Source organism: Methanospirillum hungatei, assembly GCF_020216685.1.
GTDB classification, from domain to species: Archaea; Halobacteriota; Methanomicrobia; order Methanomicrobiales; family Methanospirillaceae; genus Methanospirillum; species Methanospirillum hungatei_B.
In genome coordinates this window covers 1-15,483 of record NZ_JAIWNS010000127.1, presented here as the reverse complement: position 1 = coordinate 15,483, position 15,483 = coordinate 1, and the positions used below count along the sequence as shown (strand labels likewise).

Genomic DNA, 15,483 nt, shown 5'->3' with positions numbered 1-15,483 from the left:
CTCCGGTACCTTACCTACCTTGAGGGACAGGACCTTATTGTTGGTGTTGATAGTATTGAGAAAGAACCGCAGACCATGGATGCACGTGGGTATGCACTCCTGAACCCACAGTTTAAGGATTATCCCTTATTTGGAGAATTCAGAGGGAAGGATGATCCGGAAAAGATCATTGGAATTGCCCCACAGTTAATCTTTAAAACCGGGCTTACAGGAGCTGGAACTACCGCAACGACAAATGCAGAAGAAGGAAATAAACTGACTGAAAAGACAAAAATCCCGGTAGTTATGATCGCATATGGCTCACTTCGTGATGCAAAGGAGCAGGCAGATATGTTTAATGGGCTGCGAATCATGGGAGATGTCATCGGAAAGAAAGACCGGGCAGATGAACTGATCTCCTATATCGAAGAGACTATAGCTGATCTAAAAAGAAGGACACAAGATATCCCAGAATCAGAGCAGAAAACGGCATATGTCGGCGGTGTCAGTTATGCAGGAGCTCATGGAATCATCTCAACTGAACCGGCATATCCACCATTCTTATGGCTGAATATCAAGAATGTTGCAGGAAAAATGGGAACTCAACATGCTGATGTTGCAAAGGAAGCAATTGTTGACTGGGATCCTGAATTCTTATTCATGGATGTTGGAACCTTACAGATGGACAGCGAAGGAGGAATTGGAGAGTTGAAGAATGATCCGGCCCTTCAGGGATTAACAGCAGTGAAAGAAGGAAAGGTCTACGGAGTTCTCCCATACAACTTCTATAACACGAATTATGAGAATGTTCTAGCAGATGCTTACTACATTGGAAAGATAGTCTATCCAGAGAAGTTTTCAGATATTGATCCTGAAGCAAAGACAAATGAGATCATGACCAAATTCCTTGGTTCATCTCCACTGGACAAGATTAATTCCCAGTATAAAAACATGGGGTTCTCTCAAATCTCTCTTTGATGTCGATGAACAACCATATTTCTTTTTTTTCCGGAGGTGGCAGATGTGCATGTCGCTGATGGAAAAATCCCCGCTGATTATCTCGGTTATGTCAGGATAAAATACCTCTGGATTGTTTTTGGAATTATTCTCCTGTTCTTTCTGTTTATCATATCCATTTCCGTTGGTGCTGTCTCAATACCACCATATGATGTTCTTATGACACTTTTTGGACAAAACGTGAATCATAAATATGATGCCATCATCTGGAATATCAGGCTTCCACAGGCATTGACTGCGATTGTTGCAGGTATTGGTCTTTCTGTTGCAGGAGTTGCGATGCAGTCGATTCTCAGAAATCCTCTGGGATCGCCATTCACACTAGGAATATCCAATGCAGGTGCATTTGGAGCTGCAGTGTCAGTGATAATTTTTGGAACAGGAAAAATTCAATCCACCATTGCTGACCCGATTACCATAAATAACCCGTACATCACCACCATATCTGCATTCATCTTCTGTATGATTGCAACCGTAGTAATACTTATGATCTCCCGGATCAGGGGAGCATCCCCTGAAATTATGGTCCTCACTGGTGTGGCATTATCATCATTATTTACCGCCGGGACCATGTTTCTGCAGTATTTTGCATCAGACACACAACTGGCTGCTGTCGTCTTCTGGACATTTGGTGATGTAAGCCGTGCAAGCTGGTCTGAACTCGCCCTTATGTCTGTCCTTGTCACCCTTGCCTGCATTTATTTTCTCTTTAACAGGTGGAATTACAATGCGATTGATGCAGGAAATGAGACTGCAAAAGGCCTAGGTGTGAATGTGGAACGAGTCCGCTTATTTGGAATGACAATTTCTGCGATGGTAACCGCCGTACTTGTTGCATTCCTTGGAGTCATCGGATTTGTCGGCCTGGTCTGTCCCCATATGGTACGACGAATCATCGGTGATGATCAACGGTACCTTATCCCCGGATCCTGCGTAATGGGAGGTGTTCTGCTGCTGGCATCTGACACCGTTGCACGACTCATTGTTGCCCCATATGTCCTCCCGGTTGCAGTCCTGACGGCCTTTATGGGGGCTCCGGTATTTATTTATCTTATCATCAGGGGGTATAAGCGATGATTCTGAATGTTCAGGAACTCGGTTTTTTGTACAGGAATCACGATGTACTGCATGATATTGCATTTGAGGTAAACCATGGCGAAATTGTGGCAATTCTTGGTCCCAACGGGGTTGGGAAGACCACACTTCTCAAATGCCTGAACAGGATACTCAAAGCGAAAAAGGGTCATATTTATCTGGATGGATCTGAGATCCAAACACTTGAAACGCTTGAAATTGCCCGTCGGGCAGGATACGTCCCCCAACGGGTTGAGACCGGAAGGCTCACTGCGTTTGATGCCGTTCTTCTCGGCAGAAGGCCTCATATCGGTTGGGATGTGAGTGATCGGGATCTTCGTATTGTTGATGCCATTTTCAGCCGGTTGTCAATGGATAATCTCCGCCTCTCGTACATTGATGAGATGAGCGGGGGTGAACTGCAGAAGATCGCCATTGCTCGTGCCCTCGTTCAGGAACCCCGGATCTTGCTTTTGGACGAACCTACCAGCAGCCTAGATCTGAAAAACCAGGTGGATATCCTGACCACGATTGTAGGGATTGTAAGAGAACATGGGATTGCTGCAGTGATGACCATGCATGATCTCAATCAGGCACTGCGATATGCTGACCGGTTCATCTTTTTAAAAGACGGATATATCCACTTCCATGGTTCATATGATGCCGTTACACCGGAGATTATTGAAGACGTATACGGTCTTCCGGTAATGATGGGAATGGTCGGAGGAGTGCGGTGCATTGTTCCTGGCCTTAGCCCTTCTGAAGCATAAACAAACATTAATTTTTTCGAATTTGAGGATTGAAATGATAGACTGGGCTCACATATGGAAAGAACAGTATGAAGCAGGGAGCAGACTTAAAGAAGTCGGGGACTGTGCCTCTCTTTGGGATTCAAAAGAGCGTGCCCTTGAATTTCTGAATATGTCACGGGAAAACCCGGAAAGAATTGAGCAGGTGTTATTACGACTTCCGATCACACCTGAAAGCCGGATTCTTGATATCGGTGCAGGTCCCGGGACACTTGCTCTTCCATTTGCAGAACGGGCAGCACATGTTACTGCCGTGGAACCGTCTCCCGGAATGATTGAAGTCATGAAGGACCAGATTGCTGAATTACAGGTCCATAATCTTACTATTGTTCCAAAACGATGGGAGGATGTCGATCCCTCTTCAGATCTTACGGGAAGATTTGATATCATTGTTGCATCGTACTCCCTCGGAATGCCGGACATCAGTACTGCTATCGATAAGATGCAGGCCGTCTCTTCTGGCCAGATATGGCTTTTCTGGTTTGCAGGAACAACACCCTGGGAACGGCACATGGAACGGTTATGGCCGGAGATACATAAAAAATCATACTCACATGGTCCGAAATCTGATGTTTTGTATAATGTACTGTATCAGAAAGGGATCTACCCGAATATGACGGTGCATGAGATGAAATATGAGAAAAAGTATCAATCCATGGACGATGCAGTCTCTGAAATGAGGCGTCAGATTGGGTGTTCTGATAATTATGATCCTCTTATCAAAGAATATCTCAAGGATAAAATTATCATGAACGGACAGTCTTTCATCGAAAATGGCATGACCACACGGGTATGTATGTGGTGGGATACAAATCAGTTTCCTAAAAAATGATATGAATCACATGAAATCAAGGAGTTGCATGTAATATGAAGATGCTTATTTGTGGAAAAGGAGGCAGCGGAAAAAGCACTCTGACCGCCCTTCTTGCAGAGTATTATGGAAAAGATGGAAAGACCGTAATGGTCGTAGACACCGATGAATCAAATCTCGGACTTCACCGGTTCCTTGGAGTAAACCATCCGACCGATCTTATGGATCAGATGGGAGGAAAACAGGAGCTTATGGGGAAGATGATGTCAGCCATGAAGAGTTCTGAGGGCATGATGAATCTACAGTTATTTGACCAGGAATGGAAGCTTCAGGACATCCCTTCTGCCTGTATTGCAGAAAACGGTTCCGTGAAACTTCTTTCTATCGGAAAGATCCATCATGCCGGTGAAGGATGTGCCTGTCCCATGGGTTTTGTAGCCAAACAATTTCTGAAAAACCTGAAACTCTCGGATAACGAGATAGTGATCATCGATACAGAAGCTGGCCTTGAACACTTTGGACGGGGAGTTGAGGAAGGAGCTGATGCCGTTCTGATGGTCCTTGACCCATCGTATGAGTCAGTTCTTCTCGCTAAAAAAGCTGCAGATATGACCGCGTCCTTAAGTCTTCCGATGTACTTTGTTCTCAATAAAGTCACACCGGAAATCAGCAGCCAGATGAGAAAAGATCTCCCTGCAGACAAAATCATCGGAGAAATCCCTGTGGACCAGGACCTCCTGTCAGCAGGCCTTAACGGGAAGGAGATAACAGGTTCATCACAATCTGTGACCCCGGTAATCCAGAATATCATCGCCGGGATAAAAAGTTCCTAAAGAACAAGGAACATTCTCTATTTAAAAATTATATCCGAAGCGGCATGGTCTTCTTATGGAGAACCACGCTTGCCACAATCAGGATAACCGTGAATGCTAGCAGCATTCCAAGATCAAAACCAATCGGAAAACTTCCACCACCGGTATACGAAATCCGTACAACATCAGTAAAGTATGTAAGGGGCGAAATAAGGGCTAATGTCTGACCCAGCGGTGGGAGCTGATCAACCGGCATAAAAATTCCAGAGATAAAAATCAATGGAAATTTTACCAGAGTTGATAAGAGCATGATATTCTGGGGGATTGCAGTTGGCGGAACAGATAACAGGATTCCGATTGCTGAAAAGCACAGGGCTCCCAGAAGAATGGCACAGATGAGTACAACCCAGTTCAAAACCGATGCTCCGAGCATCAGACCGATAATGAGTGCAACCACAGTTACTGCGATACCAAATACCGAGGATGCTATCATATCCCCAAGGATGATAGCCTCCGGGGCAATCGGGCAGGATACAAGCCGCTCTAAGGTTTTTGCCTGTCCCTCCCAGGGAAATACCACCGGGGAAACAGCGGTTGATGTAAAGAACAATGTCATTCCAAGCAGTCCGGAGATCAAAAACGACATGGGTACAGGTTTGCTCCCCATGAGAAATGCGAGGTAGAGAAATACCGGCATTAATATACCGGAGATCAGCACCGGTGGTTTATAGTAATAAATTCTGATATCTTTCTTTGCAACAGCCCATGCCCGCACAACCTGTTCACCAATAATCCGGGAATTCATGAATACTGCCCTCCGGTCAGCTGGAGAAATACATCGTCAAGTGTAGGGGCGAGAGTATGTAAAGAAATAATCGTCAGCCCTTCCCGTTCACTCAAACGAACCAGTGAGCGGATGAGTGCATCTTTATTCTCGCCAGAGATCTTCCATTTGTCTCCAATATGGGATATCTGTATTATTCCCGGCATAATTCTAAGAAGGTCTTCAGATATTTCCTGTTCAAAACTTACCTCCACCTGGTGAAGTCTATCAATTGTGTTTTTGAGTTTTTCAGGAGAATCGATAGCAATTAGCTTTCCAGACCGTATGATACCCACCTGGTGACACAGATTATTTGCTTCATCCATGTTATGAGTGGTAAGAAAGATAGTGACTCCCCGCTTATTCATCTCCCGGAGCATAGAGAGAATCAGTCGGGAACTTGAGACATCCAGACCGCTGGTCGGTTCATCAAGAAAGAGTAACTCTGGCTCATGGAGAAGGGCCATAGCGAGAACCAGGCGTTGTTTCATGCCTTTTGAAAAAGACTGAACCTTTCTTCCCGCATGTTCGGTTAATTCAAATGCCCTGAGAAGGGTTTCTGATTGTCTCCTGGCATACGCATCAGGAAGTCCGAATATCTCTCCCATAAACATCAGATTCTGCCAGGCAGTAAGATCATGATATGCATTTGACGTTTCAGGAACCACACCACATTTCTGTTTTGCCAAAAGAGGAGCGGTAACCATGTTGTAGCCAAGTATCTGAATCTCCCCGGCATCTGGTTTTATAATACCAGTGATCATTCGTGTCGTCGTCGTTTTCCCTGCTCCGTTCGGACCGAGAAATCCAAAGATTTCTCCTTTTTTAACAGAAAATGAGATCTGATCCACGGCAGTTATTGAACCAAAATGTTTGGTAAGGTCTTTGACCAGAATTGCATCAGACATGATACCCAAAAAAGAGTAGATGAATTACTCGAATTTCTTCTCAAGAGCACGGAGTCTTTCATCAAAACTCTTTCTCATCTCATGGCAATCGCAGAATGTTTCTGTTTCAGGTGCGTTATTACCACTGCATGCACAGGTTTTGTTGTTTTTCTGTTGTGGAAAACACATAGGCGACACCTCGTCTCCTCTCTTCACTATGATAATCATACTATTTAAACTCTAACATTCATAGTAATGATCGTCATGTGTACCGATAAAGACCATGTATATCTATGTGCTGCCGGAGGCATACTTTCCATCATATCGAAAAAATGGGCCCTTTTAATTATTTACAAGTTAGGAACAAGAGGAAGGCTCAGATTTTCTGAATTCTCAACCGAACTAGATTCGATAAACCCTCAGGCGTTATCTGAAACCTTAAAGGACCTGGTACATGAGGGGCTCGTAGAGCGGGAATCATTTGCTGAAATCCCTCCCAGGGTAGAGTATTTCCTCACGACTGAAGGGCTGACCCTCTGGGAATCAATAAAGCCTCTTATTAAGTGGGCTGCAGAGCATGATTATCGTGATAAGGATCGATGTGAGAAGAAATGCAGGAAACGGATATGCCAGTCAAAAGAAAAATTTGTATGAGGAGGGACGATATGAGCCGTTATCAGTGAAAAATATAAAAATTTCATATATATTATTCCGGGTCATTATTCAGGTAGTGCTTTCATTCAGATTATCATGCATGATCGAAATTTATTGAATATTATTTAGAGACAAGTAGTATTTCACTATAATATGTAATAACACAAATCATATTTTTTTAATATTTAAAGCGCACATTATACTATTTATCATGAGGAAATCACAGCATAAAATGTGTACCTTGCTCTTCCTTATTTTGAGCATTGTCTCAGTCTGCTGCTCTATGGGAGTAATGGCAGATGACGCCATACTTCGTATCGCAACCACAAACGATGTCAAGTCACCAGCATTCATCGGCGATTATACTCTCGGTCTTTTTAACCATCTTTCAAACCCGCCCCTTATGCAGATGGATGAGAATGGAAAATTAATTGGCCTTCTAGCAGACCACTATGAGGTATCACCAGATAATACAGAGTGGTCCTTTGTTATCAAGGATAACCAGTTCTGGAGTGATGGAACACCAGTAACGGCAGATGATGTTGCATTCTCCATTCAGATGTATGGCACCAGCATTCCGAATGCAGGCTGGATTGGAGAAACCCTAACCGACACACAGGTTGACGGTAATAAAGTAACCTTCAAATTCAACAAACCCTACACAAATCTTGCCCTTGAATTTACCTCGTATAGTATTCTCCCAAAACATATCTGGGAGTCTATTGAAAACCCGAATGAGTTTACCAGTACCGGCCCGTATGTCGGAGCTGGGCCCTATTATCTGGATAATGTTGATTTGAATGCAGGAAAGGTGATTTTTAAGAGAAATCCAAGTTGGAAGGGAAAGATCTCAGATTATGATACGGTCGAGATAAGCTGGTTTAAGAATGAAGATGCAGCGGCAAAAGCATTGGAAAGCGGTGTAATGGACACCTACTGGAAGTATGCATCATCATACCCGTATGCAGCCATTGACTCACTCACGAAAACCGGCAATTTTGAAATGCTGGAGAAACCGACAAGTGGACTCACATTTTTAGGATTTAACCTGAAAAGGGAACCTATGTCTGATCCAGCATTCAGAGAGGCAGTCAGTAGTGCCATAAATTACCAGGAACTAGTTGATATTTCAACACTTGGATATGGAAAGGTGCCGAACAGGGGCTTTGTTCCTCCGGCCATGGATGGGTATATTCAGACAAAGCCAATGGAATATAATCTTGAAACTGCCAGGAAGACACTTGATTCTGCAGGATATAAAGATTCTGACGGAAATGGTATCATAGAAGCAGCAGATGGAAAAGATATTACTCTTGACCTATTAATTAGAAATTCCTATGCCCGTGAGGCAGAACTTATGAAAGAGTACCTTGAAAAAGCAGGAATAGGAGTTGAGGTAAGATCAGTTGAAGATAATACATGGTTTGAGATGAAAGACAAACTTGACTATGATATCACACTGACACGAACCACACCATGGGGAATGCTTATGCATGCCGGATGGGCAACGGGATATTTTGACAGCAGGAGAACGGGGCAGGGTGTCCTCCATACCGTTGATGATGAAGTCTTCCTCAAACTCTGTGATGATATCCTGAGTACAACTGATCAGACCTTACTCAAAGAGTATGCAAAGGAAGTTCAGGAGTATTATGCAGAAAATCTGCCAGGGATTCCTCTGTACTGGAAGAATGATATAACCCCATACAACAAGAAGATTACTGGCTGGTACTCAAATCCACTGTATGGGATCATGAATGAATTCACCTTCACCGGTGTAAAATCCTCTGCCTGACCCATCCAGGCTTTTTTTTATGGTGAAGATACACCCGGCAGGTATTTTTTTATCCCAAAAATTGCTCAGATATCTCCTTTCTTTTTTCTGTATTTTATTGATAGTTTTTCTCCTGCCCAGAATGATGCCCGGTGATCCGGTCTCGAACCTGGTGGGAGAAGACATTTACCTGTCACAGAGTACTATTGATTCATTACGAGCAGCATTTGGGCTTGATACCCCGCTTCATGAACAGTTCATCAGATATTGTCTCCAGATCATGCATGGAGATCTTGGATACTCCTATCATATGCATGGACCTGTTTTTGAAATTCTCATCAGCAGAGCATGGTGGACCCTTGTGTATACCATTCCCTCCATTATTATTGGTGCATGGATTGGTATATCTCTTGGAGCACGAGCGGGTTTTCAGAGTGGAAAATGGTGGTCAGATGTAATAGCCTCAATAGCCCTTGTCATATCTTCAACCCCGCCCTATCTTCTCAGTCTCCTTGCGCTGGTCCTATTTGTATATCATCTCGGTTTATTCCCTTTTAAAGGGTTTTATGATACCTATAATCTTCAAAGTATCCTTTACCACCTCACATTGCCAACGCTGGTTCTGATCTCATTTTATGCTTCCAGAAATATTCTTATCATGAGAGGTGCGGTCTTAACCGAAAAGGAACTCCTCTATCCACAGTTTGCCCGGTCACTAGGTATTCCTGAACGGGAGATATTATTCCATCATATCAGAAAAAATGCAATAATTCCACTCATTGCACTCATCGCACTTGACTTTGGATTTCTTTTTTCAGGTGCACTTTTTATAGAGATCGTCTTTTCTCTGAGTGGAATGGGGAGTCTTATGTATGACGCAATCCTTGCCAGGGATTATCCGATTCTGACCGGATCACTCCTGATCATTGCAATCTTTGTCATTATTGCCAATATCACTGCAGATATCATGTCTCTCATTATTGATCCCCGAATCAGGAGAAGTTCATGACCGTGGTATATGTACCTTCATGGCTTAAAAAAATGGGATATACTCCGACATTTTGCATCATTATCCTTGGAATATTTGTATATGCAGCGATATTTCCAAAGACTATCTCACCATATAGTCCGGAGATCCGGTTTTCACCGTATGGAGAACCTGATGAGAATCATATGCTCGGCACTGATGACATGGGATATGATATTCTGACACTTCTTATTTATGCAACCAGGATATCTCTCATTATTGGCGTTTTTGCCGGCATTCTCTCGTTATGTATCGGAACCTCTATTGGAATTGCAAGTGGTTTTCACCAGGGATGGATTGATGACCTGATGATGGGAGTGACCGACATCACCCTTATTATTCCGAAAATTCCAGTGATCATCCTTATAGCAGCATATCTGCATCCCAGCATCTGGATACTTATCATTGTACTTGGTTTGTTTTCCTGGGAGACAACCGCCAGGGTTGTACGGGCAAAGACTATGCAGATTCGTAATTCCGGATTTGTCCTTTCTTCCCGGTGCCTGGGATTTTCATCTTTTTCAATAATAATTCATGACATTATCCCGGTGATTTACCCGGTTCTTCTGCCAAAATTTATGCTCACAATTGCTGGTGCCATGATATCTGAAGCCTCACTCTCATTTCTGGGATTGTCTGATCCCATGATGGAGAGTTGGGGGAAGATGATCGCAGATGCATTTTCCCATGGGGGATTTATTCGTGAGATGTGGTGGTGGTTCCTCCCTCCTGCGATATGCATATGTGTAACGGTGCTTGCCATCACCCGTATAGGTATGATGTATGAAAGTAATGAACCAGAGATGGCATTTAAATGAATTCTCCTGATCCGCTACTTGACATTTCAAACCTTTCCATCACCTTTCTTTCAGATGGAATAAAAATTCCTGCGGTATCCGGTTTTTCCTGTAGAATCACGCAAGGGACATGTACGGCAATCATCGGGGAATCCGGATGCGGAAAATCTGTTGTTGCTCATGCTATTCTTCGTCTGCTTCCTAAAAATTCCCTGGTTGAAGGTGAAATCATTTTTAAAAACCTGAATATTTACAGACTTAATGAGAGAACCCTACAGAGTATCAGGGGAAACGAGATTGGTATCATGTTCCAAAGTCCTGATAGGGCACTCAACCCCATCTACCGGCTGTATCACCAGATACTCGGCCCACTGGATATACATAAGGTTGTCCCTGTACAAGAGAGCGAGGCACACATTTATAAAGCATTGAGGAAAGCAGGGTTTTCAGATCCTGAACATGCTTCCCGGCTGTATCCATGTCATTGTTCCGGAGGGATGAATCAACGTGCTGTTACCGCAATCATCCTCTCTCTTGAGCCGGATCTTGTAATCGCTGATGAACCGACAAAAGGACTTGACAGGTCGAGGATTTTAGATATTCAGGCCTCTTTAAAAGAAATTTTACATGAAAACAGAACTTTGCTCCTGATTACTCATGATATCAGGCTTGCTCATGCTATTGCTCATCAAATCGTGGTCATGTATGCGGGAGAAATTGTTGAAGCAGGCCCTGTAAATGCAATTCTTTCTTCGCCATCTCATCCATATACCAGGGGTCTGATACAAAGCCTTCCGGAGAACGGTTTTAATCCAATTCCGGGATGTGCTCCTCCACTGACCAGTCTTCCTGAAGGATGCCGGTTTGCAGATCGGTGTTATCAGGCAACAAAGATGTGCCATAAAAGGCCTGCAAATCTTACACACGTGAATGGGAGAATGATACGATGTCATCGGTATTGATTGAAGCCAAAAATGTATCCAAACGATATCGAAGCGGATTAACCGGAGAATGGCAGCATATACTCACCAATGTTTCCATGGCAGTATATGATGGGGAAACTGTAGGAATATGTGGACCATCGGGTTGTGGGAAGAGCACCTTAAGCCGGATTCTTGCCGGGCTTGAAGAACCGGATGAAGGGGAGATATGGTTTCGAACAATTCTTTTATCATCGGCAGATAACAGGATCCGAAAAGAGATCAGAAGAAAGATCCAGATTTTATTTCAGGATCCGGGAGGTTCATTTAATCCGGTCAGAAAATTGAGCGCCTCAATGAATCGACTCATCAACCTCCCGGGCGTTCCTTTGCCCGAGCATGGATTTTCAGAAATCCTGCATGAAGTAGGATTACATGATGAGATTCTCTCCCGGTATCCACATGAAATATCGGGAGGACAAGCTCAGCGTCTTGCTCTTGCCCGCATTCTTCTTATTAAACCAGAACTAATAATCCTTGATGAGCCTACTTCCGGGCTTGACATTTCAGTGCAGGCACAAATACTCAGGTTACTTAAAGAAGTAAAGAAGAGAGAAAAGATGTCATATATCATCATCTCCCATGACCCTGATGTCCTCTCTTTTATGTCAGATCGTATATATTCTATGGAAAACGGAGCATTATCATGAATTAAAATTATCTCAATTAGAAATCAGTAGAACAAATGAAAGAAATCAAAAGATAATAAAGGAAAAATAAAGAAAATTTAACCCTATGTCTTCAGGCCCAGGGTCTTTTTCATCTCTTCCATATCAATTCCGGTCTTGAGCCGTCCACCATACAGTAATTTTATTGCTTCTTTATCAAGGTCAGATAATTCAGTATTTCTGACTCCTCCCACCTGATAAAAGAAACTATCCTTTTCTGAATAGGTTGTTCCATGCATCCCCATACTATAGAGTGTACCATAAAGCATGTAGTATTTCCGATCGTCAAATGACATTGAATCAACAAGATACAGGTGATCATTTCCTACAATGCCTATGAGTTTTCCCTCTGAATCCTTAATCAGACGCTCATCACTCTTTCGATTATCCTTGAACTCATCAAGCATCTTTTGAGGGATTATCTTGATGTTATAGAAATTATAGGGAACATCTGCATAATTCGTCTTCAGGAACCCGAGAGCCAGTTCTTCATCTTCGAACTCGGTTGTATCAGAGAGGGTATTCAGGAGCTTTGCTAATTCAAGAAGATATTTTGTATCATCAGTAGTGTAGTACGCATCAAGCCAGAACTGGTAATCCTTATTGGATTTAAAGAGATTCAGTTTTGCATTATCATTACCAAAGACAATATCAACAAGGTGTTCTGCAACGTCGGTTTTATCAAAGGTCTTTCCTGTCTTGCCAGTTTCTTTCTGAAGATCGACAAGGTCTCCCCGGATGTAGAGTTTTCGAGGAGAGACGATACCAATGATGTCACCGTTTTCGTTTCTGATAAGTGATTCATCACTGTTCAATTCATTTTTCATGGATTCCAGGTCTTTGGGCGAGACAATCCTGATATTGTAAAAATACCGATCATCATCCGTTCGTTGGATTTCAGAGCCGGATTCAGATGGACTTTTTGATACTGGTGCTGTTGTTTGTTCATTGTGTACCGGTGACTGATCCGATTCCGGTCCTGATGCGAATACACACCCGGCCGGGAGAAGGATTGCTACGAGGCAGGCCAGAGAAAAAATGGTATACCACTTCATTTGATTACTCCTGTTTCATATTTTGTTAATATAGTATTACGAAATATTGGTATTAATAATTAAGTTGTTACGATCTCTAGAGATCCTATAGATCTATTGAAAATATTGTTTTTTGTTTAATTTTTATTGATATTATTCTTTTGAGACTATACCCAGGGTTTTCTTCACTGCCTCAACATCAAGGCCGGATTGGAGACGTCCCCCATACAAAAGTTCTATTGCCATTTTATCTAATGGAGATAATACAGTCTTAATTCCATGATTATAAAAGAAACTATCCTGCAACTTACTCTCCCCATGAAATCCCATGCTAAAGAGAAGTCCTTTGAGAAGGAAATGTTTTCGTTCATCTCCGGAGAGATCATTCAGAAGAAAGAGATGATCATTTCGAACTAATGCGACTGAAACCCCATTATTGTCCTTCAGAATCTGTTCTTTTGAACTATCACGCTTATCCAACTTTTCCTTCAGCAAATCTTTGTCAACAATGCTAATTTTATAATAAATATAGGGAATCGGATTGTAATTTGGCTTATATGAAGGAAGAGCGATATCATCATCACTGAACCTGGTAGTCTGGGAGAGATCATTTATCTCCTCAATAAATTCACGAATTGTCTGAAGATCTTCAGGGCGATACATCGCATCAAACCAGATGAGGTATTCCTTCGTATTATCAAACAACTCAGTTTTCGAATTATCACGACCAAATGTGATATCGATCAGATGGTTCCCCACTTTCTCATCAGTACTGTCTTGAATAATCTGCCTGACCGGAAAGTCCTCTTCATTCAAATCACCACGTAAATACAGTATTCCAGGAGTAAGAACGCCAATAAATAGACCCCGTTCAACTTTGAGTGGGACTGCCTGTTTTCCATAATTAAGCAGAACGGTTTCAAGCATCTCCGGTGAGACTATCCGAATCTCAAATAAACCTACTGTATCATCATAACTGACCAGATTCATTGACTGTGAGGGTTCTCCTGTATTCACCTCTGCATATCCTGCAGTGAATATGAAAACTGAAAGAAATAAAGACAAAATCAGACTAATCAGAATTTTTTCTCGCATCATGTACTTTGGTAATTCATACCGGGTAATATTTTTCTCATGAAAACCAATAACACTCACGAATAAATAATTTTTCATAGAGAGATCATGAATTCTGATTCAATTGCGCATGAAGAATCACCCTGCATGTATGAGCATAGTGTGTCATAAAATGGATCCCGCAATCTTCAGATAATTTTTTCTATTCCCGGCATGGATGATGAAGTCATGGTCGAATCCGTAACCGTGATGATATCTGGTATATCCTTTTTTGTTCGACGAATCTTTAGTACATCCTCGACAAATATCTGCACATTTTTTAAAAAACGCTTATCAATCGGGTGTTGAATGCATTCACCAGATAATCGGTCCCGTATTCGTTCCGCCATATCATGTGGCATCTCCCTGAACCAGTGATCATCATCAAGCATTACAATCCGACTTACAGAATTGTTCTTCTGTTTTAATTTGGTCTCAAGAAAAAAGGCATTCGTTACTGAAATATCCAGATCCCCTGAACCATGTAGAATTACAGATGGGGCATCAAGTGTGGATAATAATGCAGAGGGTGATGATTCATCTGAAAATAATCTTTTTGGAATCGGTAACTCGAGGAAATGATTCAATTCCTTCAGTTTAATCTTTTCTCTTCCTCTTCGGGCTGCCTGCAGGATCTTTCCAAGGTTCTTTATAATCAGTGCAGTATCAGGATCAACCGGAGAATGGTTCTCTACCCCGGCAGATTGCAGATTCAGATCCTTAAAAGGGAAATATTTCTGAGTAAGAATTGATTCAACATCCGAATAGATACCACTTGCAACTATAAATCCTGCGGGTTTCAGACCATATGCAACCAGCTCACACATCATACACACTCCAAATCCATGCCCGAATATTACAGATTTATTCAGATTACAGGAGGATTCTTTCATTAATTTTTTTATTGTTACATATGCATCGGGGATTTGTGTAGCAGCTAATATGGTAGCATCAGATGGAATTTCATCAGCTTCCATTGGACAAGACAGGGTAAGTACGCCAAATCCGCTCTGATAAAAAAAACGGTATATCTCATCAATGAATTTTTCCTCCCTGATCCAGATGTCTTTTCGTACTCCGGGCCCACATAGGGGAAGCAGTCCATACACCCAGTCAGGAATTAGTATGACAACTCCTGGCTGGGAAGTATGAGGAGGGAGGGTTAGATTCCACTGAAGAATTGTATGAGGTAGAGCAACGTGATTGTCCATATATCACTTTAAG

16 protein-coding genes are annotated in these 15,483 nt (G+C 42.4%); 11 read left to right on the top strand and 5 right to left on the bottom strand.

Annotated elements, in window-relative coordinates; translation table 11 throughout:
- The 5 genes from LDL35_RS08130 to LDL35_RS08110 all read left to right on the top strand — a co-directional run.
- Nucleotides 1–957: iron ABC transporter substrate-binding protein (locus LDL35_RS08130; protein WP_304021449.1), on the top strand; the 957-nt coding region annotated here is incomplete at its 5' end.
- A gap of 45 nt (nucleotides 958–1,002) precedes the next feature.
- Nucleotides 1,003–2,073, top strand: a complete 1,071-nt coding sequence (locus LDL35_RS08125; protein ID WP_304021451.1) for an iron ABC transporter permease — start codon at nucleotides 1,003–1,005, stop codon at nucleotides 2,071–2,073.
- A complete protein-coding gene (locus LDL35_RS08120) occupies nucleotides 2,070–2,840 on the top strand; it encodes an ABC transporter ATP-binding protein (RefSeq protein WP_304021447.1) in 771 nt (256 codons plus the stop codon). The genes LDL35_RS08125 and LDL35_RS08120 overlap by 4 nt, the downstream gene beginning before the upstream one ends.
- Nucleotides 2,841–2,874: 34 nt before the next feature.
- Nucleotides 2,875–3,711, top strand: a complete 837-nt coding sequence (locus tag LDL35_RS08115) for a class I SAM-dependent methyltransferase (protein ID WP_304021445.1) — start codon at nucleotides 2,875–2,877, stop codon at nucleotides 3,709–3,711.
- A 35-nt stretch (nucleotides 3,712–3,746) separates the two neighbouring features.
- Nucleotides 3,747–4,523, top strand: a complete 777-nt coding sequence (locus LDL35_RS08110; protein WP_304021443.1) for a P-loop NTPase — start codon at nucleotides 3,747–3,749, stop codon at nucleotides 4,521–4,523.
- A gap of 28 nt (nucleotides 4,524–4,551) precedes the next feature.
- On the opposite strand, the gene LDL35_RS08105 is transcribed toward LDL35_RS08110, so the two are convergent.
- Nucleotides 4,552–5,307: an ABC transporter permease gene (locus LDL35_RS08105; protein ID WP_304021440.1), complete on the bottom strand. Its 756-nt coding sequence runs from the start codon at nucleotides 5,305–5,307 to the stop codon at nucleotides 4,552–4,554.
- The gene (locus tag LDL35_RS08100) at nucleotides 5,304–6,233 is read right to left on the bottom strand and encodes an ATP-binding cassette domain-containing protein (RefSeq protein ID WP_304021438.1); all 930 of its coding nucleotides are present in this window, start codon (nucleotides 6,231–6,233) and stop codon (nucleotides 5,304–5,306) included. Before LDL35_RS08100 ends, LDL35_RS08105 begins: the two co-directional genes overlap by 4 nt.
- Before the next feature lie 243 nt (nucleotides 6,234–6,476).
- Between LDL35_RS08100 and LDL35_RS08095 the strand changes: the two genes are divergently transcribed.
- From LDL35_RS08095 to LDL35_RS08070, 6 genes are all read left to right on the top strand, one after another.
- Nucleotides 6,477–6,866: a helix-turn-helix domain-containing protein gene (locus tag LDL35_RS08095; RefSeq protein WP_304021436.1), complete on the top strand. Its 390-nt coding sequence runs from the start codon at nucleotides 6,477–6,479 to the stop codon at nucleotides 6,864–6,866.
- A 292-nt stretch (nucleotides 6,867–7,158) separates the two neighbouring features.
- Complete coding sequence (locus LDL35_RS08090; RefSeq protein WP_304021433.1) at nucleotides 7,159–8,661, top strand: ABC transporter substrate-binding protein; 1,503 nt, start codon at nucleotides 7,159–7,161, stop codon at nucleotides 8,659–8,661.
- A 19-nt stretch (nucleotides 8,662–8,680) separates the two neighbouring features.
- Nucleotides 8,681–9,649, top strand: a complete 969-nt coding sequence (locus LDL35_RS08085; protein WP_304021431.1) for an ABC transporter permease — start codon at nucleotides 8,681–8,683, stop codon at nucleotides 9,647–9,649.
- Complete coding sequence (locus tag LDL35_RS08080; RefSeq protein ID WP_304021430.1) at nucleotides 9,646–10,485, top strand: ABC transporter permease; 840 nt, start codon at nucleotides 9,646–9,648, stop codon at nucleotides 10,483–10,485. Before LDL35_RS08085 ends, LDL35_RS08080 begins: the two co-directional genes overlap by 4 nt.
- Nucleotides 10,482–11,426 carry an ABC transporter ATP-binding protein gene (locus tag LDL35_RS08075; protein WP_304021428.1) on the top strand — a complete coding sequence of 315 codons (945 nt, stop codon included), beginning with the start codon at nucleotides 10,482–10,484 and terminating at the stop codon, nucleotides 11,424–11,426. Before LDL35_RS08080 ends, LDL35_RS08075 begins: the two co-directional genes overlap by 4 nt.
- Entirely contained in the window at nucleotides 11,411–12,094 is a 684-nt protein-coding gene (locus LDL35_RS08070) for a dipeptide/oligopeptide/nickel ABC transporter ATP-binding protein (RefSeq protein WP_304021426.1), read from the top strand. Before LDL35_RS08075 ends, LDL35_RS08070 begins: the two co-directional genes overlap by 16 nt.
- 83 nt (nucleotides 12,095–12,177) lie before the next feature.
- Here LDL35_RS08070 and LDL35_RS08065 read toward each other — a convergent pair whose 3' ends face one another.
- The 3 genes from LDL35_RS08065 to LDL35_RS08055 form a co-directional block, all read right to left on the bottom strand.
- Nucleotides 12,178–13,167: a hypothetical protein gene (locus tag LDL35_RS08065; RefSeq protein WP_304021424.1), complete on the bottom strand. Its 990-nt coding sequence runs from the start codon at nucleotides 13,165–13,167 to the stop codon at nucleotides 12,178–12,180.
- 132 nt (nucleotides 13,168–13,299) lie between these two features.
- Nucleotides 13,300–14,163, bottom strand: coding sequence for a hypothetical protein (locus tag LDL35_RS08060; RefSeq protein WP_304021421.1), 864 nt, complete (start codon nucleotides 14,161–14,163; stop codon nucleotides 13,300–13,302).
- Nucleotides 14,164–14,408: 245 nt separating this feature from the next.
- The gene (locus LDL35_RS08055) at nucleotides 14,409–15,470 is read right to left on the bottom strand and encodes a hypothetical protein (RefSeq protein WP_304021418.1); all 1,062 of its coding nucleotides are present in this window, start codon (nucleotides 15,468–15,470) and stop codon (nucleotides 14,409–14,411) included.
- Nucleotides 15,471–15,483 lie beyond the last annotated feature (13 nt).